Here is a 21,729-nt window from a genome sequence, read left to right on the forward strand (position 1 = left end):
AACCTGGTGCCGGGTCGCTAAGCTCCAAAGACTATGGCCAACCCATCAGAGCACGACCGCGACGCCAGGTCGAATGCCGCTGGGTTCGACCCAGACGCCAGCGATAGAGGCGCCGGGGGCCAGGTGGAACCCGACGCCGATCACGTCGGCGAGCAGGCCGCCGACGAGCAGACCACCGAGAGCTATCAGGTAGCGCCGCGTGAGGCCGAGCCCAAGACCGAGGTGATCAGCCAGAGCGAGCGCGAACAGGAGGCGGCCAAACCGCGGCGTCCGCGGGGTGAACGTCGTTTCACCGCACCGGGTTTCGACGCCAAGGAGACGGCGGTCATCAAGACCACCGCCGAACCCGTCACCGAGGCTTTCGAGAAACGCGAGGCCCCGAGCGGGTCCAGCGAGACACGACCGAAAACCGCTGTGCCGCAACTAATTCCACCTCGCCTGGGCGCCAAGCTGCGGCCGTCGAGTCAGCACAGCTGGGGCTGGGTGCTGGCATTGATCCTGATCATCCTGGCGCTTGCGGCGGTCGCGGTGCTGGGCACGGTGCTGTTGACGCGCAGCAAAAAACCGAAGGCCTCTTCGGAGGACCAGGTCCGCACCACCATCCAGAGCTACGACATCGCAGTGCAGAGAGGCGATCTGGCCACGCTGCGCCGGATAACGTGCGGCGACGTCCGCGACGGCTACGTGAACTACGACGAGCGTGCCTGGACCGACACTTACCGGCGGGTGACGGCGGCCAAACAATATCCGGTCGTCGCCAGCATCGATCAGGTCGTCGTCAACGACGGGCACGCCGAAGCCAACGTCACCGCGTTCATGGCTTACGCGCCGCAGATCCGCTCCACCCGCAGTTTCGATCTGCAATACCGCGACGACGAGTGGAAGATCTGCCAGTCCCGCACCGGCTGAGCGACTAGCCGGAAAGCGACTTCCCCGCGCAGTGCAGGTCGTTGCATGCTTCGATGACTCGCTCGGTCATCGCGGCCTCGGCCTTCTTCAGATAGCTGCGCGGGTCGTAGACCTTCTTGTTGCCCACCTCGCCGTCGACCTTGAGCACGCCGTCGTAGTTGGTGAACATGTGAGCGGCGACCGGGCGGGTGAACGCGTACTGGGTGTCGGTGTCGACGTTCATCTTCACCACGCCGTAGCGCAATGCCTCTTCGATCTCCGACTTCTCCGATCCCGAGCCGCCGTGGAAGACGAAGTCGAACGGCTTGGAGTCCTCGGGTAGACCGAGCTTGGCGGCCGCGACCTTTTGCCCCTGGGCAAGGATATCCGGGCGGAGTTTGACGTTGCCGGGCTTGTAGACGCCGTGCACGTTGCCGAAGGTCGCGGCCAGCAGGTATTTGCCGTGCTCGCCGTGGCCGAGCGCGTCGATCGTTTTCTCGAAGTCCTCCGGGGTGGTGTAGAGCTTCTCATTGATCTCGTTGGCCACGCCGTCCTCTTCGCCGCCGACGACGCCGATCTCGATCTCCAGGATGATCTTGGCGGTGGCGGCCTGCTTGAGCAGCTCCTGCGCGATGGCGAGGTTCTCGTCGATCGGCACCGCCGAGCCGTCCCACATGTGCGAACCGAACAGCGGGTCTTTGCCGGCCGCCACCCGGTCGGCGGAAATGGCCAGCAGCGGCCGCACGTAGCCGTCGAGCTTGTCCTTCGGGCAGTGGTCGGTGTGCAGTGCGACGTTGATCGGGTATTTGGCCGCGATGATGTGGGTGAACTCGGCTAGGGCCACCGCGCCGGCCACCATCTCCTTGACCCCCAGCCCGGAGGCGAACTCGGCCCCTCCGGTGGAGAACTGGATGATGCCGTCGCTACCGGCGTCGGCGAAACCCTTGATGGCGGCGTTGACGGTCTCCGAGGACGTGCAGTTGATCGCCGGGAAGGCGTATGAATTCTCCTTGGCACGTCGCAGCATCTCGGCGTAGACCTCTGGCGTTGCGATGGGCATCGAAGTTCCTTCCTGAGGCGATCGCGTGCTCCTTAGTATCGCAACAGGCATGCGCCTGGTCAGGGCCGCCCCGCGACCCCGGTATCTTGTGGGGCAATGACTACCACCCTGGTCGCGTTACCCGGCTTGCTCGACCCGATGTACTGGCTGGGCGCCAACGGCGTGTTCGGGCATGCGGTGCTGCCGGGCATCCTGATCATCGTCTTCGTCGAGACCGGCCTGCTGTTTCCGTTGCTGCCGGGCGAGTCGCTGCTGTTCACCGGCGGTTTGCTGGCCGCCAGCGCCCACCCACCGGTCAGCATCCAGGTGTTGGCCCCGTGCGTGGCGCTCGTCGCCGTGCTCGGAGATCAGACCGGGTATTTCATCGGGCGGCGAATCGGCCCGGCGCTGTTCAAGAAGGAAGATTCCCGTTTCTTCAAACAGCACCATGTGACGGAGTCGCACGCGTTCTTCGAGAAATACGGGCCGATGGCCATCATCATGGCCCGGTTCATGCCGTTCATCCGGACGTTCACGCCGGTCGTCGCCGGGGTGTCCTACATGCGCTACCCGGTGTTCCTCGGGTTCGACATCGTGGGCGGCATTGCCTGGGGTGGGGGCGCGACGCTGGCCGGCTACTTCTTGGGCAACAACGACTTCGTCCACCACAACCTGGAAAAGATCATCCTGGCCATCTTGTTCGTGTCGATGATTCCCGCGTTTATCTCCGCGGGACGGATGTGGCTGAAGCGGCGCCGCGAACGGTCAGACAGCAACCCGAAAGTCGCAGCCGGTCTTGGCTCGGACGTCGGCGACGCTCACTCCGGGGTGTAACTCGGTAAGCGTGAGCCCGTGTTCGGGGTCGACGTCGAACACGCACAGGTCGGTGATGATCATGTCCACCACGCCCTTGCCGGTGATCGGCAGCGTGCATTGCTTGAGGATCTTCGGGCTGCCGTCTTTGGCGGTGTGATCCATCACGACGATCACCCGCTTGACGCCGGACACCAAATCCATTGCACCGCCGGGCCCTTTGACCATCTTGCCCGGCACCATCCAGTTGGCCAGATCGCCGTTTTCGGCCACCTCCAGGCCGCCCAGGATGGACAGGTCGATGTGGCCGCCGCGGATCATCGCGAACGAGTCGGCGCTGCTGAAAAAGCTCGACCCGGGAAGGCTGGTGATGGTCTGCTTGCCGGCGTTGATCAGATCGGGGTCGACGGTGTCTTCGGTGGGGTATGAGCCGATGCCGAGCAGACCGTTCTCCGACTGCAACGTCACGTTGATGTCGTCGGGAATGAAGTTGGCCACCAGCGTTGGAATGCCGATGCCCAGGTTGACGTAGTAGCCGTCGCGCAGTTCCTTGGCCGCGCGCTGGGCCATCCGCTCGCGAATGGGGCTGTCGTGCTTGAGCGCGGCGCCGCCGCTGGTGGTGCGGAACTCGATGCGCTTCTCGTAGTTGGTGCCTTCGATGATGCGGTCCACATAAATGCCCGGCGTGTGGATCAGGTCGGGGTCCAGGTCGCCCACGTCGACCAGCTCTTCCACCTCGGCCACCGTCACCGCGCCACAGGTCGCGATCATCGGGTTGAAGTTGCGCGCCGTCTTGCGGTAGACGAGGTTGCCCGCCGTGTCGCCCCTCCACGCCTTGACGAGAGCGATGTCGGCGCGAATGCCTTCTTCCAGAACGTATTCCGTGCCGTCGAAGACCCGGGTGTCCTTGCCCTCGGCAAGTGTAGTTCCGTACGCGGTGCGAGTGTAGAAGCCGGGAATGCCTGCGCCGCCGGCGCGTAACTTCTCCGCCAGCGTGCCCTGGGGGGTGAGCGTCAGGTCGAGCTCGCCGGAGAGCACCTGGCGCTCGAACTCCTTGTTCTCGCCCACATACGAGGCGATCACCTTCTTCACCTGTCGCGCCTTGAGCAGCAGGCCCATGCCGAAATCGTCTACACCGGCGTTGTTTCCGACGATGGTGAGGTCCTTGACGCCGCTGTCCACCAGGGCCTGGATCAGATTTTCCGGAATGCCGCAGAGGCCGAACCCACCGGCGGCGATCGTGATGCCGTCCTTCAGCAGGCCCTGCAGGGCGGACTGCGCGTCGCGGTGGACTTTACTCATCAATGGTCCTCTCGTTAGAGTCGTCCCCCGCGGCCGCGCTGACAGCATATGCGGCCTCCATCAGCATCCAGCCGGACAGCTGTACCGACAAATCGCGTTCGGCAACCTCCGAGGCCGTCACCGCTCCCTCGACGAACTCGGCCTGCTTGCCGAGCGCCGTGGGCAGCTCGGCGGGGCGATCCCAGAACGGCCCGAACAGCGGCAGCCCTTCGACGGTCTGCCGGTTGTCCCACGCGGCCTGCGCGGAGGACAGCACCAGGTCGCCGGCGGTTTCGCGGGCAGCCGCATCCTCGGCGGACTCCCCCGGCAACGCGGTGGCCACCAGCGCCAGGTAGCGCGCGGTGATCCCGGCGAACAGGCCGCCGTCGCCGCCGCCGGCGCCCTGCAGCACTCCCGACGGCGCCATGTGCTGGTCGACGGCGGCGACCAGCCGATGCACGCGCGGCGCGTGCCGTTCGTCACCGGTGCGGGCGGCCAGCTCGGTTTCCAGCCCCAGCACCACGCCCTGGCAGTAGGTGTACTGCGCGCGGATCAGCGAGCCCGCCTTGATGCCGTCGAACACCAGATGCGTCTGCGGGTCGATCAGCGTGGCGTCGATCCAGTCCGCCATCTGCTGAGCCCGCCGCAGCCGGTCGCCGTAGCGCGCCAGAAAGATTCCGGCCGGGCCGTTCGCGGGGGCGTTGAAGAACTGGTCCTGCTTGCGCCACGGGATGCCGCCGCCGTCCTCGGGCACCCATGCCTTGACGAACTCGTCCATCAACTTGTTCAGCGCCCGATGGCGGTCAACGTCGGCGACGCGAGAGGCCCGCTCGATTGCCAGCGCCAGCCAAGCCATGTCGTCGTAATAGCTGTTGGTCCAGGATCCGTTGTTGCGCAATCGGTGTGAGCGAATCTGGCGACGGATCCTGGTCCGGCGCTCAGGCTGTGGGTCGCGCAGCTGCGCGTCGACCAAGCAGTCCAGCAGATGCGCCTGCCACCAGTAATGCCAGCCGCCGAACCAGCGGTCGCGCCGGGTCGGCGGCCACGCCACCACACCCAGCTGCGTGCCTGGCAACGCCCACAGCCGCTTCAGATGCCGGCCCGCGACGGCGGCTTCCGCGCTGACCGCCCGATTGGCCCATACCTGATCCATGAGAACCGATCCTGCCTTAGCGCGTCCTGGGGTTCGACTGTGCGCCCAGGGCGGGAAAATCGCCGAATTCCCGCCACGTGTGCACACTCGATGCCCTCAGTGCACACTCGAATGTTGCGCGCGAGCCAGTATCCCCTACCAGGCGTTGGCGATGTTTCCGTGTTGGGTGATCCAGGCATGCATGGCGATGCCGGCGGCGACCGCGACGTTGATGCTGCGCGTCGAACCAAACTGGGCGATCGACACGGTCAACGCGGCGCCCGCGCGGATGTTGTCGCTGATGCCCGGGCCCTCCTGGCCGAAAACCAGCAGACAGTTGCGCGGCAACGCCGCCTGTTCCAGGCGCGCTGCGCCGGGCACATTGTCGACCGCGACCACGGTGAGGCCGGCGGACGCCGCGAAGCTCAGTAGGTCGGCGATGTTGTCGTGATGGCACAGCCGCTGGTATCGGTCGGTGACCATGGCACCGCGGCGATTCCACCGCCTGCGGCCGACGATGTGCACGGTGTGCACCGCGAACGCGTTGGCGGTGCGCACCACCGCGCCGATGTTGGCGTCGTGGCCGAAGTTCTCGATCGCGATGTGCAGCGGGTGCCTGCGGGTGTCGATGTCGGCGATGATCGCCTCCCGCGTCCAGTAGCGGTAGGCGTCGACGACGTTGCGGGTGTCGCCGTCGCGCAACAGGGCCGGGTCATAACGTGGGTCGTCCGGCGCCGGCCCCACCCAGGGGCCGACTCCGCCTGTGGGAGCGCCCCATTCGGTGGGGCCGGGTTCATCACGCATGGTCGGTCCACACGGCGGCGTGGGTGCCGACCACGGCGACGGTCGCGTACAGCAGCGCCTCGTTGATCTCGCCCTGGGTGCACAGCGACGCGCTGACGTGCACCGTGTCCAGCGACGCCTCGGGCAGGATGAGCGCCGACGAGCCGTACGCCGCGCAGGCGGCGGCCAGCCCGGGCGTCGGCTGGCTCGGGGCGGCCAGCAGCATCATCGGGCCGCCGCGTGCCGTGGAGTCGTCGCGGTAGCGCGCCGCGATGGTGTCGGCGACCAACCCGAGCAGCATGTAACCGCTGCCGGTGAACACGCCGGGCTCGCCCAGCGACTGCTGGCTGAGCTGGGTGCCGTCGGCCCGCCATGCCGACACGCTGGTGGTCTTGACGACCATGCCGATGTCGTTTTCCTTGGTCGGCAGCATCCCGACCGGGAAGGTCGCGGGATAGGCAGCAGCGCTGCCGGCGATCCGGTCGCGCGGCGAGTAGAGGTAAACACCGCGGACGGCGCTGCGGTCCTGCAACGGGCCCAGGCACACCGTGCCGGTCAGCCGATCCTTCACGGGAGCTGAGAGTTGCTGCACGACAGCATTTTTTACGCTCTCACAGCTGCCTATGCCGGTGGCCTCCAACGGGTGCGCCAAGGCGCCGTACAGGCCGAACCGGATGTCACGCGCGTCGGCGTGGGCTTTGCCCGGATCGCTCGGGGCGCCGTCGACGTCGACCAGCACATGGTCGCCTTGCCAGCGCAGGTTGGACACCGCCATGTTCCACCCCAGCACCGCCAACGACTCGCCCAGTCGGGCGGTCTGCGCGCCGTAGATCTTTTCTCGGTGGCTGGAATTCGAGCACGCACCCACCAAGAGGAGCGTCGCCACCATCGCAATGAGAACCCGCACGGTGATCTAGCACAACCCCAAATCCGCCAGCCCCAGCACGCTGCGATAGGGCAGGCCCTCGGCCTCGATGGCTTCGGCTGCACCGGTGGCGCGGTCGACCACCGTCGCCACGCCGACGACCTGGCCGCCGGCGTCCCGGACGGCGCGCACCGCGGTCAGGGCGGAGTCGCCGGTGGTGCTGGTGTCCTCCACCACCAGCACTCGTCGACCCGAGACATCGGGTCCTTCGATAAGACGTTGCATGCCATGGGTTTTCACTGACTTGCGCACGACAAACGCATCGATCGGGCGGCCCGGCGCGTGCATGACGGCGGTGGCGACCGGATCAGCGCCCAGGGTCAGGCCGCCGACCGCCGCATAGTCCCAGTCGTCGGTGAGTTCACGCAGCAGCCGCCCGATCAGCGGCGCAGCCCTGTGGTGCAGCGTGGCGCGGCGCAGGTCGACGTAGTAGTCGGCCTCTTTGCCCGACGACAGCGTGACCCGACCGTGCACCACCGACAGCCGACGCACCAGGTCCGCCAACTCGTCGCGCTCAGGTGCGGCCACGGCCACTGCCGAGTCTGTTGGTGGTGGCGCGCGCCAAGCTCCGAGGGATCATCCTTATCGCGGCGGTGAGGACCTTGTACTGCACGCCGGGAACGCTGATCACCTTGCCTCGGGCGATGTCGGACAGGCTCTCCCGGACGACGTCGTCGACTTCGAGCCACATGAACGACGGCAGCTTCGCCATGTCTATGCCGGCCCGGTCGTGAAACTCGGTGTGCACGTAACCCGGACACACCGCATGGACGCCGACGCCGCTCCCCTTCAGCCCGCCGGCCAGGCCCTCGGTGAACGACACCACCCACGCCTTGGACGCCGAGTAGGTGGACCCGCGGCCCGACAGCAGCCCGGCAACGCTGGAGACGTTGATGACGGTGCCGGCGCCCGCGTCGATCATCGCCGGCAACGCGGCGCGGGTCAGCTGCATCACCGTCGTCACGTTGACATCGAGCTGGGCCTGCAGCAACGCGGGATCGGCGGTCCAGAATTCCCCGGACGTACCGAAGCCGGCGTTGTTCACCAAGACATCGACGCCGGCGGCCAGCCGGTCGGCGACCTTGCCGCGGTCGGCCGATTCGGCCAAGTCGGCCGGCAACACCTCGACGGCGCGCCCGGCCTCGTCGCGCAATTCGCCGGCCAGCTGGTTGAGCCGGCCGGCATCGCGGGACACCAAGACCAGGTCGTAACCGTCGGCGGCGTACCGGCGGGCGAAGCCCGCGCCGATCCCGGACGTGGGCCCGGTAATCAGGGCAACGGGACGCGGCACGGCGCCAGTGTACTGAGCCGGGCGATCGGGCCTAGCGCTGGTAATGCGTGGCCTGGTAGCCGTTGCGGCCCGGCGGCGGGCGCCGGGCCGCTCCGCCGCGAGTGTTCTCGCCGCGCACCGGCTCGGCCGACGTGCGGCGAGACGGCTCGGGCCGCGCGGCCGCGTCGGCGCGCCGCGGCGACACCTCGCCCCGCCCGGCAGGCGCCAGCGGGCGGCTCGGCGCGGCATTGCGGCGCGCGGCCAACTGCGACGCCGGGGCCTGTGACACCGGCGGCAGCACACGCAGTAGGTCGTTGAACTGGCGCACGGTGCGCAGGCCCTCGTCCCACTGGGCGCGAGTGCTGGAGATCGGCATGCTGACCAGCGTCCAGTTTTGCTCGTTCCACATGATCTCGGCGCAGTCCGGCGCCGTGTGCGCGAACGTGACCATGCGCCGGTCGCAGGCCCGCCGGGCGGCGTCCAGGTTGGTGGAATAGACCATCCTCGGGCCGATCGCGCCCAGCAGCCAAATATCGTTCTCGCGAGGCTCTTTCAGGCCTTTGAGCCGCATGTCGACCACGACGTTGGTGCCAACCTTGCGGTGCAGCGCGATCACGGTGGCGACTTCTTCGAGGTCGAAGATGAATACCGCCTCGCCGCGGATCTGGCCCAGGACCACGTTGCGGGCCGGAATATCGCCCACCGTCGAGATCACCCCGCGCTTCCACCGCTTGAGGATCTCGGTGGATTCAGGCTCGTAGTCGAACCCGTGAGAACGTGCCCACGACTTGCGACGACGGCCCCGACCGCGACGCCGATCGATGTCGATGTACAGCAGCACCACCGCGCCGACGAAGCACAGCGCGGAGAGCGTGAACCAAAGCGGGACCATCGCTCGTAGCCTAGCTGCTGTTAGCCCGGGACCGAGAATGACAGCAGGTCACAACCGAATTAAAGTTTGCTACCGCTTCGGCGCCGGGCCGGCGGAAATCAAGTATGGCGATACTCATCACAGCTGGTCGGCTTCGCGTGATGATCAGGTGATGACCGATACAGCCAGGACCGGCGGGCCGGCGCCGGACGTCGACGTCGTCGTGGTCGGCGCGGGTATTGCCGGCCTGTACCTTGTCTACCGCCTCAGCCGCGCCGGCTACCGATTCCGGGTTTTCGAAGCGGCCGACGACCTGGGCGGCACGTGGTACTGGAACCGCTATCCCGGTGCCCGGGTCGACGTGCCCAGCATCGACTACATGTACAGCTTCGACCCCGACTGGCAGCGGGACTGGCAATGGTCGGAGAAGTACGCCACCCAGCCGGAGATCCTCCGCTATTTGAATCACGTCGCCGACAAGCATGACCTGCGCCGTCACATCACCTTCTCGACGCGAGTGCAGCGGGCGCGCTGGGTCGACGATGCATCGCTGTGGCAGGTCAGCACCGACGGCGGGGACGAGGTAACCTGCCGTTTCGTCGTGATGGCCACGGGCTGTCTGTCCATGCCCAAGCAAGCCGAGGTCGACGGACTCGACCGATTCGCCGGCGAGGTCTACTTCACCAGCCGCTGGCCGCACCGGCCGGTTGACTTCAAGGGCAAGCGGGTGGCGGTGATCGGCACGGGTTCCTCAGGCGTTCAATCGATTCCGGCCATCGCCGCCGAAGCGCGCCAGGTGGTGGTGTTTCAGCGCACGCCGAATTTCTCGATCCCGGCCCGCAATGGCCCGTTGTCGCCCGAGAAGCTCGCGCAACTGGCCAACGAGGCGGAATATCGCGCGGCGGCAAAGCTTTCGCCGGCCGGCATTCCGATGGAACGCAGCATCACCCCGACGTTCAGCGTCTCGGAGACCGAACGCCAACAACGCTATGAGAACGCCTGGGAGAGCGGGCTGCTGTTCGAGGCGATAAACGTCTACGCCGATGTGCTGAGCAATCCGGCGGCCAACGATGCGTTCGCCGAGTTCTTCCGGAACAAGATCCGCTCCATCGTCGACGACCCGCAGACGGCAGCCGATCTGTGCCCGACCGATCACCCGATCGCCACGAAGAGGCCATGCCTGGACACGGATTACTACGCCACCTACAACCTGCCGCACGTGCGCCTGGTCAACGTTCGCAAACATCCGATCCGACAGGTCACGGAAACGGGCATCGAAACCGCCGACGAGTCGTTCACCGTGGACGCGATCGTCTTCGCCACCGGTTTCGACGCCGTGACGGGTGCGATCACCGCCGTCGACATCAAGGGCCGAAACGACTTGGCGCTCAAGGAGAAATGGGCGAACGGGCCGCAAACCTACCTCGGGTTGACCACTGCCGGCTTCCCGAACCTGTTTTTCATCACCGGTCCCGGGAGTCCCTCGGTGCTGTCGAACATGGTCGTTTCGATCGAACAGCATGCCGACTGGGTGCTCGACTGCCTCGGTCACCTGAACGCATCCGGTTTCCATGTCATCGAGCCCACCGAAACGGCCGAAGCGGGATGGACACAGCACGTCAACGACTGCGCCGACATCACCCTCTATCCGGCCGCGAATTCTTGGTACATGGGCGCCAATGTGCCGGGCAAGCCACGGGTTTTCCTGCCCTACTGCGCGGGCCTCGACTTCTACCGCGCCAGCTGCGACGAGGTGGTCGCCCGCGACTACCTCGGCTTCCGGCTGTCCGGGCCCAACGGCTCGCATTGCCACGACGGGGTGGTGCGCCGGCTGCAGCCCGACGTCGAGATGGTGCTCAACGAAATGGCGGCGCTGGGACTGCCGCCGATGGAATCGATGTCCGTCAACGACGCGCGCGCCATGTATCTGGAGATGTCATCGACTCGACCGCCGGGGCCGGACGTCGGCGAGATCATCGACGGTGTCTTGCCCGGCGCCGCAGGCGATCTGGCGTACCGGCTCTACCGGCCGCCGACACCGGGCCCGCACCCGATCGTCGTGTACTTCCACGGCGGCGGCTACGTTCTGGGCGACGCGATCTCGGACGACCCGCTGTGCCGGGACCTGTGCGTGCGAACCGACGCGGTCGTCGTCTCGGCGGACTACCGCCACGCGCCCGAGCACCGGTTCCCCGCGGCGGTGGACGACGCCATGGCCGCGGTGCGCTGGATCGCCGACAACGCCGAGGCGCTCGGCGGCAGACCGAACCAGCTCGCCGTGTGCGGCTGGAGCGCAGGCGGTGGGATCGCGGCCGTGGTGTGCCAACTGGCGCGAGACATGGGCGGGCCGAACATCATCGGCCAAGCGCTGTTGACGCCGACAATCGACGGCGACCTGACCCGACCATCCTTCGCCGAGAACGCGGACGGCTATGGCCTCACGACACCGCTGCTGCAATGGTTCTACGACCACTACATCGACGCGGCGGACCGAGGCGATCCCCGCTTCGCGCCGTTACGCGCCGCCGATCTGTCCGGCCTGCCGCCGGCGATCGTGGTGACGGCCGAATTCGATCCGCTGCGCGACGACGGCGAGGCCTACGCCGCCGCGCTCGAGGCGGCCGACGTCCCGACGGAGCACGTCCGCGCCCGCGGCCACACCCACTACTCGATGACGATGGTCGACGTCGTCATCTCGGGTGCGCCGATACGCGGACGGATAGCGGACGCGCTGCGCCGGTTCTTAGCCCAGGACCAGCGACTCGCCGTCGGGACTGACGTTGACCGGCACGGTGTCGCCGTCGTGGACCTCGCCGGCCAATAGCATCTTGGCCAGCTGGTCGCCGATGGCCTGTTGCACCAACCGCCGCAACGGGCGTGCCCCGTAGACCGGGTCGAACCCGCGGTGCGCCAGCCAGCGCTTGGCCGGCAGCGACACCTCCAGCTGCAATCGCCGTTGCGCCAACCGCTTCTGCAGCTGGGCCAGCTGAATGTCGACGATCTGCACCAGCTCTTCGGGGTTGAGGCCCTCGAAGATCAGTACGTCGTCGAGCCGGTTGATGAACTCCGGCTTGAACGTCGCACGCACCGCCGCCATCACTTGCTCGTCGGTGCCGCCCGACCCGAGGTTGGACGTCAGGATCAGGATGGTGTTGCGGAAGTCGACCGTGCGGCCCTGCCCGTCGGTGAGCCGGCCCTCGTCGAGGACCTGCAACAGCACGTCGAATACGTCCGGGTGAGCCTTCTCGATCTCGTCGAACAGCACCACCGTGTAGGGCCGCCGGCGCACCGCCTCGGTCAGCTGACCGCCCTGCTCGTAGCCGACGTAGCCGGGCGGGGCGCCGACCAGGCGTGCCACCGTGTGCTTCTCGCCGTACTCGCTCATGTCGATGCGCACCATCGCGCGCTCGTCGTCGAACAGGAAGTCGGCCAGCGCCTTGGCCAGCTCGGTCTTACCGACGCCGGTCGGGCCGAGGAACATGAACGCCCCGGTCGGCCGGTTGGGGTCGGACACTCCGGCCCGGCTGCGGCGCACCGCGTCGGAGACCGCCTGCACAGGCTTGCGCTGCCCGACGACCCGCTTGCCCAGCTCGTCTTCCATCCGCAGCAGCTTGGCGGTCTCACCCTCCAGCAGCCGGCCGGCCGGGATGCCGGTCCATGCCGACACCACGTCGGCGATGTCGTCGGGGCCGACCTCTTCTTTGAGCATGACGTCCTCACGGGCCTCGGCCTGCGGCAGCGCGGCGTCCAGTTTCTTCTCCACCTCCGGGATGCGGCCGTAGCGCAGCTCGGCGGCCTTGGCCAGATCACCGTCGCGCTCGGCGCGCTCGGACTCGCCGCGCAGCGTCTCGAGTTGCTCCTTGAGTTCGCGGACCACGTCGATGGCGTTCTTCTCGTTCTGCCATCTGGTGGTGAGTTCCGCCAGTTCTTCCTTTTTGTCGGCCAGCTCGGAGCGCAGCTTCTCCAGCCGGGCCTTGGACGCCTCGTCCTCCTCCTTGGCCAGCGCCATCTCCTCGATCTCGAGTCGGCGCACCAGCCGCTCGACGGCGTCGATCTCGACGGGCCGGGAGTCGATCTCCATCCGCAACCGTGACGCGGCCTCGTCGACCAGGTCGATGGCCTTGTCCGGCAGGAACCGGGCGGTGATGTAGCGGTCGGACAGCGTGGCCGCTGCGACCAGCGCCGAGTCGGTGATCCGCACACCGTGGTGCACCTCGTAGCGGTCCTTCAGGCCGCGCAGGATGCCGACGGTGTCCTCCACCGACGGCTCACCGACGTACACCTGCTGGAAGCGCCGCTCCAGCGCAGCGTCCTTCTCGATGTGCTTGCGGTACTCGTCGAGCGTGGTGGCGCCCACCAGCCGCAGCTCGCCGCGCGCCAGCATGGGCTTGATCATGTTGCCGGCGTCCATCGCGCCCTCGCCGGTCGCGCCGGCGCCGACGATGGTGTGCAGCTCGTCGATGAACGTGATGATCTGCCCGGCAGAGTTCTTGATGTCGTCGAGCACAGCCTTGAGCCGTTCCTCGAATTCGCCGCGGTACTTGGAGCCGGCCACCATCGAACCGAGGTCCAGCGCGATGACGGTCTTGTCGCGCAGGCTTTCCGGCACGTCGCCGGCCACGATGCGTTGCGCCAGCCCTTCGACGATGGCCGTCTTGCCGACGCCCGGCTCACCGATCAGCACCGGGTTGTTCTTGGTGCGACGGGAGAGCACCTGCACCACACGGCGAATCTCGTTGTCCCGCCCGATAACCGGGTCGAGCTTGCCCTCGCGCGCGCTGGCGGTCAGGTCGGTGGAGTACTTCTCCAGCGCCTGGTAGGTGGCCTCCGGGTCGGGGCTGGTGACCCGGGCGCTGCCGCGCACCTTGACGAACGCCTCCCGCAGCGCTTGCGGGGACGCGCCGTGGCCGGTGAGCAGCTTGGCGACATCGGAGTCGCCGGTGGCCAGCCCGACCATCAGATGCTCGGTGGAGACGTATTCGTCGTCGAGCTCGGTGGCCAGGTGCTGGGCGGTGGTGATCGCGGCCAGCGACTCGCGGGAGAGCTGGGGTTGCGAGCTGGCGCCGGTGGTCTGTGGCAGCCGGTCCAGCAGACGCTGGGTTTCGGTGCGAATGGTGGCGGGCTCGACGCCGACGGCCTCCAGCAGCGGCGCGGCGATCCCGTCGTTCTGCGTCAGCAAGGCCATCAGCAGATGCGCGGGCCGGATCTCGGGGTGCCCGGCGGCCGATGCCGCCTGCAACGCCGAGGTCAGCGCCGCCTGAGTCTTGGTTGTCGGGTTGAAAGAGTCCACGACACCTCCGTTCGGGTTCAAAGAGGTTGCCAAAAATGCTTGTCGCGATGTTCAACGCCGTCAAGGTTGAGTCTGTTCCGCTCAAGTTAGGTTATTTTTGAGCATCGCTTCGAGCGCGTGTTCGAACGTATGATCGATCCGTGGGCCAGCTCGCGTCGATCGGCTACAACGGCCAACCGCTTCGCACCCCGTTCCGGGTGGTGCGCCCGCCGGTCACGGTTCTGGTCGACCTGACGGTGCTCTTCCCGCGAGAGCCGCACCGCTCCGGCCGGTATCACCCCAACGGTCTGCAGCTGCACAAAGTCGTCGAGGGACGGCTGACCTGCTGGGGCATCTGCGAGCAAGGCGACTGGTGGGGGCTGGTGACCTATCCGGTCGTCTACGGCTCGAAGCAGCGGACGGTCACACACTGGGTGCCGGCGTGGACGTTGCGCCGAAAACGCTAGCGCTCGGCTACATTTCTGGCGTGACGCACAGCTGGAGTTCGGCGCTGACCGGGCTGATTTCCCTCGCGCTGGTCATTGCCTTGTCGCCGCTGTCGATCATCCCGGCGGTACTCGTGTTGCAAACGCCGCGACCGCGGCCGACCAGCCTGATGTTTTTCGGCGGCTGGCTGGCGACGCTCGCCGCGCTGACGGCGATCTTCGTCGGGATTTCCGGTCTGCTCGGCGGCCTGCACAAATCGCCCCCGACATGGGCCGCGTGGCTGCGGATCGTGGTCGGTGCGGCGCTCATCGTTTTCGGCGCGGTCCAATGGTTCCGCCGTCATCGCCACACCCGCACGCCGGTGTGGATGCGATCACTGGAGAAGCTCACCCCCGCTCGGGCCTCAGTGACGGGGGCGGTGTTGGGCGTGGTACGGCCCGAGGTGTTGTTCGTTTGCGCGGCAGCGGGTTTGGCGATCGGCAGCGCGGGGCTGGGCGTCACCCGGGCCTGGATTTCGGCGGCCATCTTTGTCACGGTTGCCGCTTCGACGGTCGCGGTCCCGGTACTGGCCTACGCCGGCGCCGGCGAGCGCCTCGACGACCCACTGGCCCGGCTCAAGGACTGGATGGACCGGCACCACGCCGCGCTCATCGCGGCCATTCTCGTCGTGATCGGATTGCTGGTGTTGTACAAGGGAGTTCACGCGCTCTAACGGCGATGCCCGGGCACGCATAAAATCGTCGCCCGTGAGCCTCAACGACCGGGATTCGCTGGCGGTGCTGCATGCCGCCATCGACCCGAGCGACGGCAACGGGCTCATCGGCCGGTTCTACACCCGTTGGTTTTCCCTCGACGTATCGCTGCGCGATCTGTTCCCGCCGGACATGGGCGCCCAGCGGGCAGCGTTCGCTCATGCGCTGCATTGGGTGTACGGCGAATTGGTCGCACAGCGCGCCGAAGCGCCGGTGGCGTTCTTGGCTCAGCTCGGACGCGATCACCGCAAATACGGGGTGATCGCCGAGCATTACGAGACGTTGCGGCAGGCGCTGCACACCACCCTGCGCGATGAACTGGGCGACGCGTGGACCGATGCGGTCGATGAGGCCGCCAAGCAGTCGCTGAACCTGATCACCGGGGTGATGTGCGGCGCGGCCGACGCCGACGAGGGGCCGGCCTGGTGGGACGCCACGGTGGTCGAGCACTTGCGGGTATCGCGCGATCTCGCCGTGGTCCGGCTGCAGCTGGACCACCCGATGCCCTATCACGCCGGCCAGTACGTCAACGTCGCGATCCCGCAGTGCCCGCGGCGATGGCGATATTTGACGCCGGCGATTCCGCCGGATGACGGGGGCGCCATGGAGTTCCACGTCCGCGCGGTGCCGGGCGGCATGGTCAGCAACGCCATCGTCGGCGAGACCCGGCCCGGCGACCGGTGGCGGCTGTCCAGCCCGCACGGCGCCCTGCAGGTCGACCGCGACGGCGGCGACGTGCTGATGGTGGCCGGCAGCACCGGGCTGGCGCCGCTGCGCTCGATCGTCATGGACTTGACCCGCTGGGGCGAGAATCCGCGCGTGCACATGTTCTTCGGCGGCCGCTATCCGTGCGAGCTCTACGACCTGCCAACCCTGTGGCAGATCGCCGCGCACAATCCATGGCTGTCCGTGTCGCCCGTGTCCGAGCATTCGACCGATCCCGCCTGGGCCGCCGACTACCCCGATGTGACTCCGCCGCGGGGGCTGCATCTGCGTCAGACCGGTCTGCTGATGGACGTCGTCACGCGATACGGCGGGTGGGGCGACCGGCAGATCCTGATCAGCGGCGGACCGCAGATGGTGCGCGCCACCAAGGCCGCGCTGATCGCTAAAGGGGCGCCGCCGGAGCGCATCCAACACGACCCGCTGCACAGCTAACCTGGGCGTCGTGCACATCGTCACGCTGCGCGATCCGTCGTCGGCGGTGCAGGCGCAGTTCGTGCCCGACGCCGGCATGATCGGCGTGTCGCTGACCGACTCCGGCGTAGAGCTGCTGGGTCAGCGCCGCGGGCTGGATGCCTACATCACCGACGCGAAGACGATGGGCATCCCGATCCTGTATCCCTGGGCAAATCGGTTGGGCGCCAACTCTTATACAGCCGAAGGCGTGACTGTCATACTCACGCCCGGCAGCAACGGCGTGCGGCCCGACCCCAACGGGCTGCCGATTCACGGTGTACTCGCCGCGTATCCGCGCTGGCGGGTGACGGTCGAGTCGGCGAATGAACTGACGGCGGAGGTGGATTTCGGCGCCGACCGAGACCTGCTGGAGAGCTTTCCGTTTCCGCATCTGCTGGCGCTGACGGTACGGCTTTCCGCCAAGACGTTGACCGTGCGCACCGTGGTGACCCCGACCGGCGATCGGGCGGTGCCGCTGTGTTTCGGTTTCCACCCGTATCTGCGGCTGCCGGGTGTGCCGCGCAACCAGTGGGTTATCGAGACCCCGCCCTTGCGTCATCTACGCCTTGACGAGCAAGGGCTGCCCATTGGCGAGACGGCGCGGCAGGGCAGTTGCGCTGAACCGTTGGGCGACAAGGCTTTTGACGATGGCTACGACGAGGTTGCCGAAGGCGCCGTGTTCGCTGTGTCCGGCGGTGGTCGCCGTATCGAAGTGCACTTCGAGCAGGGGTATCCGGCGGCGCAGATCTTCGCGCCGCCAACTGAAGATGTCGTGTGTTTTGAGCCGATGGCAGCGCCCACCGACGCGCTACGCCGCGGCGGGTACCGGGCCGCGCGGCCGGGCGATTCGGCGGTCGCTCAGTTTGCGATCCGGGTGTAGTGCCGGGTTATGTGCGGTCGCGCATCGGGCGAGGCTTCCACACCACCACCGCGGTGCTCTTGGGCACCACCGCGACATCACGCCGCTGGTTAGCCCGCAACGCCTCGATTTCGGCGGCCATCTCCTGGACCCGTGCCTGCAAGGCCGCCACTTGATTGGTCAGTTCGATGATCCGTTTGATGCCGGCCAGGTTCACGCCCTCGTCCTGGGACAGCCGCTGCACCTCGCGCAGCAGCTCGACGTCGTGCTGCGAATAACGCCGTCCGCCACCGGAACTGCGCCGTGGGCTGACCAGGCCGAGCCGGTCGTAGGTGCGCAGCGTCTGCGCGTGCATGCCGGCCAGCTCGGCGGCCACCGATATCAAGAATGTCCGGGAATCTTCTTTCTTTGCCATCAGCGATTACCTGCCCATTCGGCCCGAGGGTCGAAGCCACTGGACCGCTCGGCGGCGGCGTAGGCTTCCAACGCGTCCTTGGCAGGGCCATCGAGATTCGGCGGGACCGCGACTTTCACGGTGACCAGCAGGTCGCCCTGACCGCCGGTGCGCTTGGGCACCCCGCGTCCGCGCACCCGCAGGATACGGCCGTCGGCGGTGCCCTTGGGTACCCGAACACCGACCCTGCCGTCCAATGTCGGGACTGAAAGTGTTGTGCCCAAAGCCAACTCGGTGAAGCTGACCGGCACGGTCACCGTGAGGTCATCGCCGTCGCGGCCGAAGACCTTGTCCGGGCGCACGTGCACGGTCACATACAGGTCGCCCGACGGGGCGCCACGCAACCCGGCTTCGCCCTGCCCGGCCAGCCGGATCCGTTGTCCGTCCTCGACACCCGGCGGGATTCGCACGTTGATGGTGCGGGTGCGGGTGGCCACACCGGTTCCCTTGCATTCCTGACAAGGGTGCTCGATGATCGACCCGCTGCCGCGGCAGTCCGTGCACGGCTCGGAAAAGCCGAAAGCCCCTTGGTTGCGGCTGATTACACCGGAGCCGTTACAGGTCGGACACACCTTGGGGCTGGTTCCCGGCCGGGCTCCGCTGCCGTGACAGTTGGTGCATGGCGCCGGGCTGGTGAGCCGCAATGGCATTGCCACGCCCTTGGTGGCCTCCACGAAGCTCAGTTCGGCTTCGGTCTCCAAGTCGTTGCCGCGCCGCGGCCGACTGGGACGTGGTGATGCGCCCCGGCCGAACAAGCCGCCGAACAGGTCGCCGATGTTGGTGCCGCCGGAGCGGCCGGCGGCATTGAACAGATCGTTGAGATCGAATTCGACGCCATCGCCGCCCATGCCGAAGCCACCGCCGAAGTTGCCGCCGTTGAACCGGCGACCGAACCCGCCACCGGCGAACAGCCGACGGGTCTCGTCGTACTCCTTGCGCTTGTCCGGGTCCGACAACACGCTGTTGGCCTCGGACACCGCCTTGAAGCGGTCCGCGGCGCGCGCGTTATTGGGATTGCGGTCGGGATGCAGCTCGGAAGCCAGCTTGCGGTAGGCCCTCTTTATCTCGTCCTGGCTGGCGTCAGGGGAGACGCCAAGCTCCTTGTAGAAGTCTTTTTCGACCCATTCGCGTTGGGCCATTCCGCGTCACCCCCTCTCACTTTCACTAGTTTTGGTCGTCGCTAATTCTCCGATGGTTCTGATTCTGCGTTATCACCGGCGTCGACATCGACAGTCTCGGCAGGCTCGTCGCCCTCTTCCGGGAAGGTGTCGACCACGCCGACCAAGGCGTGCCGCAGGATCTGGTCGCCGAGTTTGTAGCCCTGGCGCATCACGTTGCCGATCACGGGCTTGGAGCCCTCGGCCCCGTCGCCCTCATGCTGGACGGCCTCGTGCAACGCCGGGTCGAAGTCGTCGCCCTCGGCACCGAACGCCGACAGGCCGAGCCCAGTCAAGGCGCTCATCAGTTTGTCGGCGACCGATTTCAGCGGTCCCGACTCCAGGTCGCCGTGACTGCGTGCGCGCTCGAGATCGTCGAGCACACCCAGCAATTGGCTGACGACGCCGGCCTTGGCGCGCTCGGCGGCGGCCTGCTGATCGCGCAACGCCCGCTTGCGGTAGTTCGCGTAGTCGGCTTGCACCCGCTGCAGATCGGCGGTCAGCTCGGAAACCTTGTCGTCGGTTTCGGCAGCCGCCGAAGCCGTCGCCGCTCCCGGTGCCGGCCCGCTGGGGGCCGGCCCGGAAGCCACGTGGCGCACCTCGCCGGTTTCCGGATCAATCCGCCGTTTGTCGGTGACCGTTACCTGTTCGCGTGGATTGCCTTCGCTCACTTGGCCTCCCGCTCATCGTCGACCACCTCCGCGTCGACGACGTCGTCGGCACCGCTGGGACCGGCCTGGCCATCGCCGCCGCCGGCACCGGCACCGGCCTGCGCGGCCTGGGTGGCCTCGTAGATGGCCTGGCCGAGAGCCTGCGACTCCTGACCCAGCTTCTCCATCGCGGACTTGATCGCCCCGATGTCGGTGCCGCCCAATGCCGTCTTGGCCTCGGCGACCGCGGCGTCGACCTTGTTCAAGGTGTCCTCGGGCACGTTCGAGCCGCCCTCGGCCTCACGCTGCTCCTTGACGAACTTCTCCGTCTGGTAGACCAGCGTCTCGGCCTGGTTGCGGACGTCGGCCTCCTCGCGCCGCTTGCGGTCCTCCTCGGCGTGCGCCTCGGCGTCCTTGATCATCCGCTCGATCTCTTCCTTGGACAGGGCCGAGCCCTCCTGGATGCGGATGGTGTTCTCCTTGCCGGTGCCCTTGTCCTTGGCCGTCACGTGCACGATGCCGTTGGCGTCGATGTCGAAGGTGACCTCGATCTGCGGGACACCGCGCGGCGCCGGCGGGATACCGGTCAGCTCGAAGGAGCCGAGCAGCTTGTTGTGCGAAGCGATTTCGCGCTCACCCTGATACACCTGGATCTGCACCGACGGCTGGTTGTCGTCAGCCGTGGTGAAGGTCTCCGACCGCTTGGTCGGGATCGTGGTGTTGCGCTCGATCAGCTTGGTCATCACGCCACCCTTGGTCTCGATACCCAGGGATAGCGGCGTAACGTCAAGCAGCAGAACGTCTTTCACCTCGCCCTTCAGCACACCGGCCTGCAGCGCGGCACCCACGGCAACCACCTCGTCGGGGTTGACGCCCTTGTTGGGCTCCTTGCCGCCGGTGAGCTCCTTGACCAGGTCGGTGACGGCAGGCATGCGGGTGGAACCACCCACCAGCACCACATGGTCGATCTGCGACACCGAAATTCCGGCGTCCTTGATCACCTGCTGGAACGGCTGGCGAGTGCGGTCCAGCAGATCCTGGGTGATCTTCTGGAACTCCGCGCGGGTCAGCTGCTCGTCGAGGAACAGCGGGTTCTTGTCCGCGTCGACGGTGATGTAGGGCAGGTTGATCGAGGTGCTGCCGGACGACGACAGCTCGATCTTGGCCTTCTCGGCCGCTTCCCGCAGCCGCTGCATGGCCATCTTGTCCTTGGTCAGGTCGATGCCGCTGGTGCCCTTGAACTTGTCGACCAGCCAGTTGACGATGCGGTCGTCCCAGTCGTCACCGCCGAGGTGGTTGTCACCCGAGGTGGCGCGGACTTCCACAACACCCTCGCCGATCTCCAGCAGCGACACGTCGAAGGTGCCGCCACCGAGGTCGAACACCAGGATCCGTTGCTCTTTTTCGCCCTTGTCCAAGCCGTAGGCCAGCGCGGCCGCGGTCGGCTCGTTGACGATCCGCAGCACGTTCAGGCCGGCGATCTGACCGGCCTCCTTGGTGGCCTGCCGCTGGGCGTCGTTGAAGTACGCGGGTGTGGTGATGACCGCGTCGGTGATGTCCTCACCGAGGTAGGCCTCGGCGTCGCGCTTCAGCTTCATCAGAACGCGGGCGCTGATCTCCTGCGCGGTGTACTTCTTGCCGTCGATCTCAATCGACCAGTCGGTGCCCATGTGCCGCTTGACCGAGCGCACGGTGCGGTCGACGTTGGTCACCGCCTGGTTCTTGGCGGGCTGACCGACCAGCACCTCACCGTTGCGCGCGAACGCGACGATCGACGGAGTGGTCCGGGAGCCCTCGGAGTTGGCGACGACGACGGGGTCGCCACCCTCCAGAACTGAGACGACGGAGTTGGTGGTCCCGAGGTCGATACCGACCGCACGAGCCATGGTGAATCCTCCCTGATAATCGAGCTTCGTATTGCATTACGCTGAGTGAACCCCGCTCAAGACTGCTCCTACCG

Annotated in this window: 20 protein-coding genes; 7 read left to right on the forward strand and 13 right to left on the reverse strand. The window is 67.1% G+C overall.

Annotation, left to right across the window (positions count from 1 at the left end):
• The first annotated feature begins 33 nt into the window (after window positions 1-33).
• A complete protein-coding gene (locus AWC06_RS12880; RefSeq protein WP_085197882.1) occupies window positions 34-909 on the forward strand; it encodes an Rv0361 family membrane protein in 876 nt (291 codons plus the stop codon).
• A gap of 4 nt (window positions 910-913) precedes the next feature.
• Here AWC06_RS12880 and fbaA read toward each other — a convergent pair whose 3' ends face one another.
• Window positions 914-1,948, reverse strand: coding sequence for a class II fructose-bisphosphate aldolase (gene fbaA, locus AWC06_RS12885; protein ID WP_085197884.1), 1,035 nt, complete (start codon window positions 1,946-1,948; stop codon window positions 914-916).
• Between the two features lie 96 nt (window positions 1,949-2,044).
• On the opposite strand from fbaA, the gene AWC06_RS12890 reads away from it, so the two are divergent.
• Complete coding sequence (locus AWC06_RS12890) at window positions 2,045-2,761, forward strand: DedA family protein (RefSeq protein ID WP_085197887.1); 717 nt, start codon at window positions 2,045-2,047, stop codon at window positions 2,759-2,761.
• Here AWC06_RS12890 and AWC06_RS23810 read toward each other — a convergent pair.
• The 7 genes from AWC06_RS23810 to ttfA form a co-directional block, all read right to left on the reverse strand.
• Window positions 2,693-4,042 (reverse strand): 3-oxoacid CoA-transferase, encoded by a 1,350-nt coding sequence (locus AWC06_RS23810; protein WP_085197889.1) that lies wholly within the window; start codon window positions 4,040-4,042, stop codon window positions 2,693-2,695. The two genes, AWC06_RS12890 and AWC06_RS23810, sit on opposite strands and share 69 nt — an antisense overlap.
• Window positions 4,035-5,174 carry a glycoside hydrolase family 76 protein gene (locus AWC06_RS12900; protein WP_085197892.1) on the reverse strand — a complete coding sequence of 380 codons (1,140 nt, stop codon included), beginning with the start codon at window positions 5,172-5,174 and terminating at the stop codon, window positions 4,035-4,037. Before AWC06_RS12900 ends, AWC06_RS23810 begins: the two co-directional genes overlap by 8 nt.
• A 135-nt stretch (window positions 5,175-5,309) precedes the next feature.
• Window positions 5,310-5,957, reverse strand: a complete 648-nt coding sequence (locus AWC06_RS12905) for a TrmH family RNA methyltransferase (RefSeq protein WP_085197894.1) — start codon at window positions 5,955-5,957, stop codon at window positions 5,310-5,312.
• Complete coding sequence (locus tag AWC06_RS12910; RefSeq protein WP_085197896.1) at window positions 5,950-6,843, reverse strand: hypothetical protein; 894 nt, start codon at window positions 6,841-6,843, stop codon at window positions 5,950-5,952. The genes AWC06_RS12905 and AWC06_RS12910 overlap by 8 nt, the downstream gene beginning before the upstream one ends.
• A 6-nt stretch (window positions 6,844-6,849) precedes the next feature.
• Window positions 6,850-7,389: an orotate phosphoribosyltransferase gene (pyrE, locus tag AWC06_RS12915; RefSeq protein WP_085198119.1), complete on the reverse strand. Its 540-nt coding sequence runs from the start codon at window positions 7,387-7,389 to the stop codon at window positions 6,850-6,852.
• Window positions 7,376-8,152 (reverse strand): SDR family NAD(P)-dependent oxidoreductase, encoded by a 777-nt coding sequence (locus AWC06_RS12920; protein ID WP_085197899.1) that lies wholly within the window; start codon window positions 8,150-8,152, stop codon window positions 7,376-7,378. The genes pyrE and AWC06_RS12920 overlap by 14 nt, the downstream gene beginning before the upstream one ends.
• Before the next feature lie 31 nt (window positions 8,153-8,183).
• The gene (gene ttfA, locus AWC06_RS12925) at window positions 8,184-9,023 is read right to left on the reverse strand and encodes a trehalose monomycolate transport factor TtfA (protein WP_085197902.1); all 840 of its coding nucleotides are present in this window, start codon (window positions 9,021-9,023) and stop codon (window positions 8,184-8,186) included.
• Window positions 9,024-9,174: 151 nt separating this feature from the next.
• Here ttfA and AWC06_RS12930 point away from each other — a divergent pair, with 151 nt between their 5' ends.
• The gene (locus AWC06_RS12930; protein WP_085198122.1) at window positions 9,175-11,826 is read left to right on the forward strand and encodes a flavin-containing monooxygenase; all 2,652 of its coding nucleotides are present in this window, start codon (window positions 9,175-9,177) and stop codon (window positions 11,824-11,826) included.
• Here the strand turns inward: AWC06_RS12930 and clpB are convergent.
• Entirely contained in the window at window positions 11,746-14,292 is a 2,547-nt protein-coding gene (clpB, locus tag AWC06_RS12935) for an ATP-dependent chaperone ClpB (protein ID WP_085197905.1), read from the reverse strand. The genes AWC06_RS12930 and clpB overlap by 81 nt on opposite strands.
• Before the next feature lie 140 nt (window positions 14,293-14,432).
• Between clpB and AWC06_RS12940 the strand changes: the two genes are divergently transcribed.
• The 4 genes from AWC06_RS12940 to AWC06_RS12955 are packed head-to-tail and all read left to right on the forward strand — an operon-like array spanning window position 14,433 to window position 17,529.
• Window positions 14,433-14,738, forward strand: coding sequence for a hypothetical protein (locus AWC06_RS12940; RefSeq protein WP_085197908.1), 306 nt, complete (start codon window positions 14,433-14,435; stop codon window positions 14,736-14,738).
• A 20-nt stretch (window positions 14,739-14,758) separates the two neighbouring features.
• Window positions 14,759-15,430 carry a GAP family protein gene (locus AWC06_RS12945; protein WP_085197911.1) on the forward strand — a complete coding sequence of 224 codons (672 nt, stop codon included), beginning with the start codon at window positions 14,759-14,761 and terminating at the stop codon, window positions 15,428-15,430.
• A gap of 34 nt (window positions 15,431-15,464) precedes the next feature.
• The gene (locus tag AWC06_RS12950) at window positions 15,465-16,628 is read left to right on the forward strand and encodes an FAD-binding oxidoreductase (protein WP_085197914.1); all 1,164 of its coding nucleotides are present in this window, start codon (window positions 15,465-15,467) and stop codon (window positions 16,626-16,628) included.
• 10 nt (window positions 16,629-16,638) lie between these two features.
• Window positions 16,639-17,529, forward strand: coding sequence for an aldose 1-epimerase (locus AWC06_RS12955; protein WP_085197916.1), 891 nt, complete (start codon window positions 16,639-16,641; stop codon window positions 17,527-17,529).
• Window positions 17,530-17,536: 7 nt separating this feature from the next.
• Here the strand turns inward: AWC06_RS12955 and AWC06_RS12960 are convergent, their stop codons facing one another.
• The 4 genes from AWC06_RS12960 to dnaK are packed head-to-tail and all read right to left on the reverse strand — an operon-like array spanning window position 17,537 to window position 21,655.
• Window positions 17,537-17,923, reverse strand: coding sequence for a heat shock protein transcriptional repressor HspR (locus AWC06_RS12960; RefSeq protein ID WP_085197919.1), 387 nt, complete (start codon window positions 17,921-17,923; stop codon window positions 17,537-17,539).
• Window positions 17,923-19,101: a molecular chaperone DnaJ gene (gene dnaJ / locus AWC06_RS12965; RefSeq protein WP_085197922.1), complete on the reverse strand. Its 1,179-nt coding sequence runs from the start codon at window positions 19,099-19,101 to the stop codon at window positions 17,923-17,925. The genes AWC06_RS12960 and dnaJ overlap by 1 nt, the downstream gene beginning before the upstream one ends.
• Window positions 19,102-19,142: 41 nt before the next feature.
• Window positions 19,143-19,790 (reverse strand): nucleotide exchange factor GrpE, encoded by a 648-nt coding sequence (gene grpE / locus AWC06_RS12970; protein WP_085197924.1) that lies wholly within the window; start codon window positions 19,788-19,790, stop codon window positions 19,143-19,145.
• Window positions 19,787-21,655: a molecular chaperone DnaK gene (gene dnaK, locus AWC06_RS12975; protein ID WP_085197926.1), complete on the reverse strand. Its 1,869-nt coding sequence runs from the start codon at window positions 21,653-21,655 to the stop codon at window positions 19,787-19,789. The genes grpE and dnaK overlap by 4 nt, the downstream gene beginning before the upstream one ends.
• Between the last annotated feature and the right edge of the window lie 74 nt (window positions 21,656-21,729).

The sequence above is a fragment of the Mycobacterium fragae genome (genome assembly GCF_002102185.1).
Lineage (GTDB): Bacteria > Actinomycetota > Actinomycetes > Mycobacteriales > Mycobacteriaceae > Mycobacterium > Mycobacterium fragae.

Excerpts from the sequence above, each read along its gene's own strand:
- AWC06_RS12930 (WP_085198122.1), top strand. The coding sequence starts at position 9,175 with ATGACCGATACAGCCAGGACCGGCGGGCCGGCGCCGGACGTCGACGTC.
- AWC06_RS12905 (WP_085197894.1), bottom strand. The coding sequence starts at position 5,957 with ATGCGTGATGAACCCGGCCCCACCGAATGGGGCGCTCCCACAGGCGGA.
- AWC06_RS12900 (WP_085197892.1), bottom strand. The coding sequence starts at position 5,174 with ATGGATCAGGTATGGGCCAATCGGGCGGTCAGCGCGGAAGCCGCCGTC.
- AWC06_RS12960 (WP_085197919.1), bottom strand. The coding sequence starts at position 17,923 with ATGGCAAAGAAAGAAGATTCCCGGACATTCTTGATATCGGTGGCCGCC.
- AWC06_RS23810 (WP_085197889.1), bottom strand. The coding sequence starts at position 4,042 with ATGAGTAAAGTCCACCGCGACGCGCAGTCCGCCCTGCAGGGCCTGCTG.
- AWC06_RS12880 (WP_085197882.1), top strand. The coding sequence starts at position 34 with ATGGCCAACCCATCAGAGCACGACCGCGACGCCAGGTCGAATGCCGCT.
- ttfA (WP_085197902.1), bottom strand. The coding sequence starts at position 9,023 with ATGGTCCCGCTTTGGTTCACGCTCTCCGCGCTGTGCTTCGTCGGCGCG.
- dnaJ (WP_085197922.1), bottom strand. The coding sequence starts at position 19,101 with ATGGCCCAACGCGAATGGGTCGAAAAAGACTTCTACAAGGAGCTTGGC.
- AWC06_RS12890 (WP_085197887.1), top strand. The coding sequence starts at position 2,045 with ATGACTACCACCCTGGTCGCGTTACCCGGCTTGCTCGACCCGATGTAC.
- dnaK (WP_085197926.1), bottom strand. The coding sequence starts at position 21,655 with ATGGCTCGTGCGGTCGGTATCGACCTCGGGACCACCAACTCCGTCGTC.
- fbaA (WP_085197884.1), bottom strand. The coding sequence starts at position 1,948 with ATGCCCATCGCAACGCCAGAGGTCTACGCCGAGATGCTGCGACGTGCC.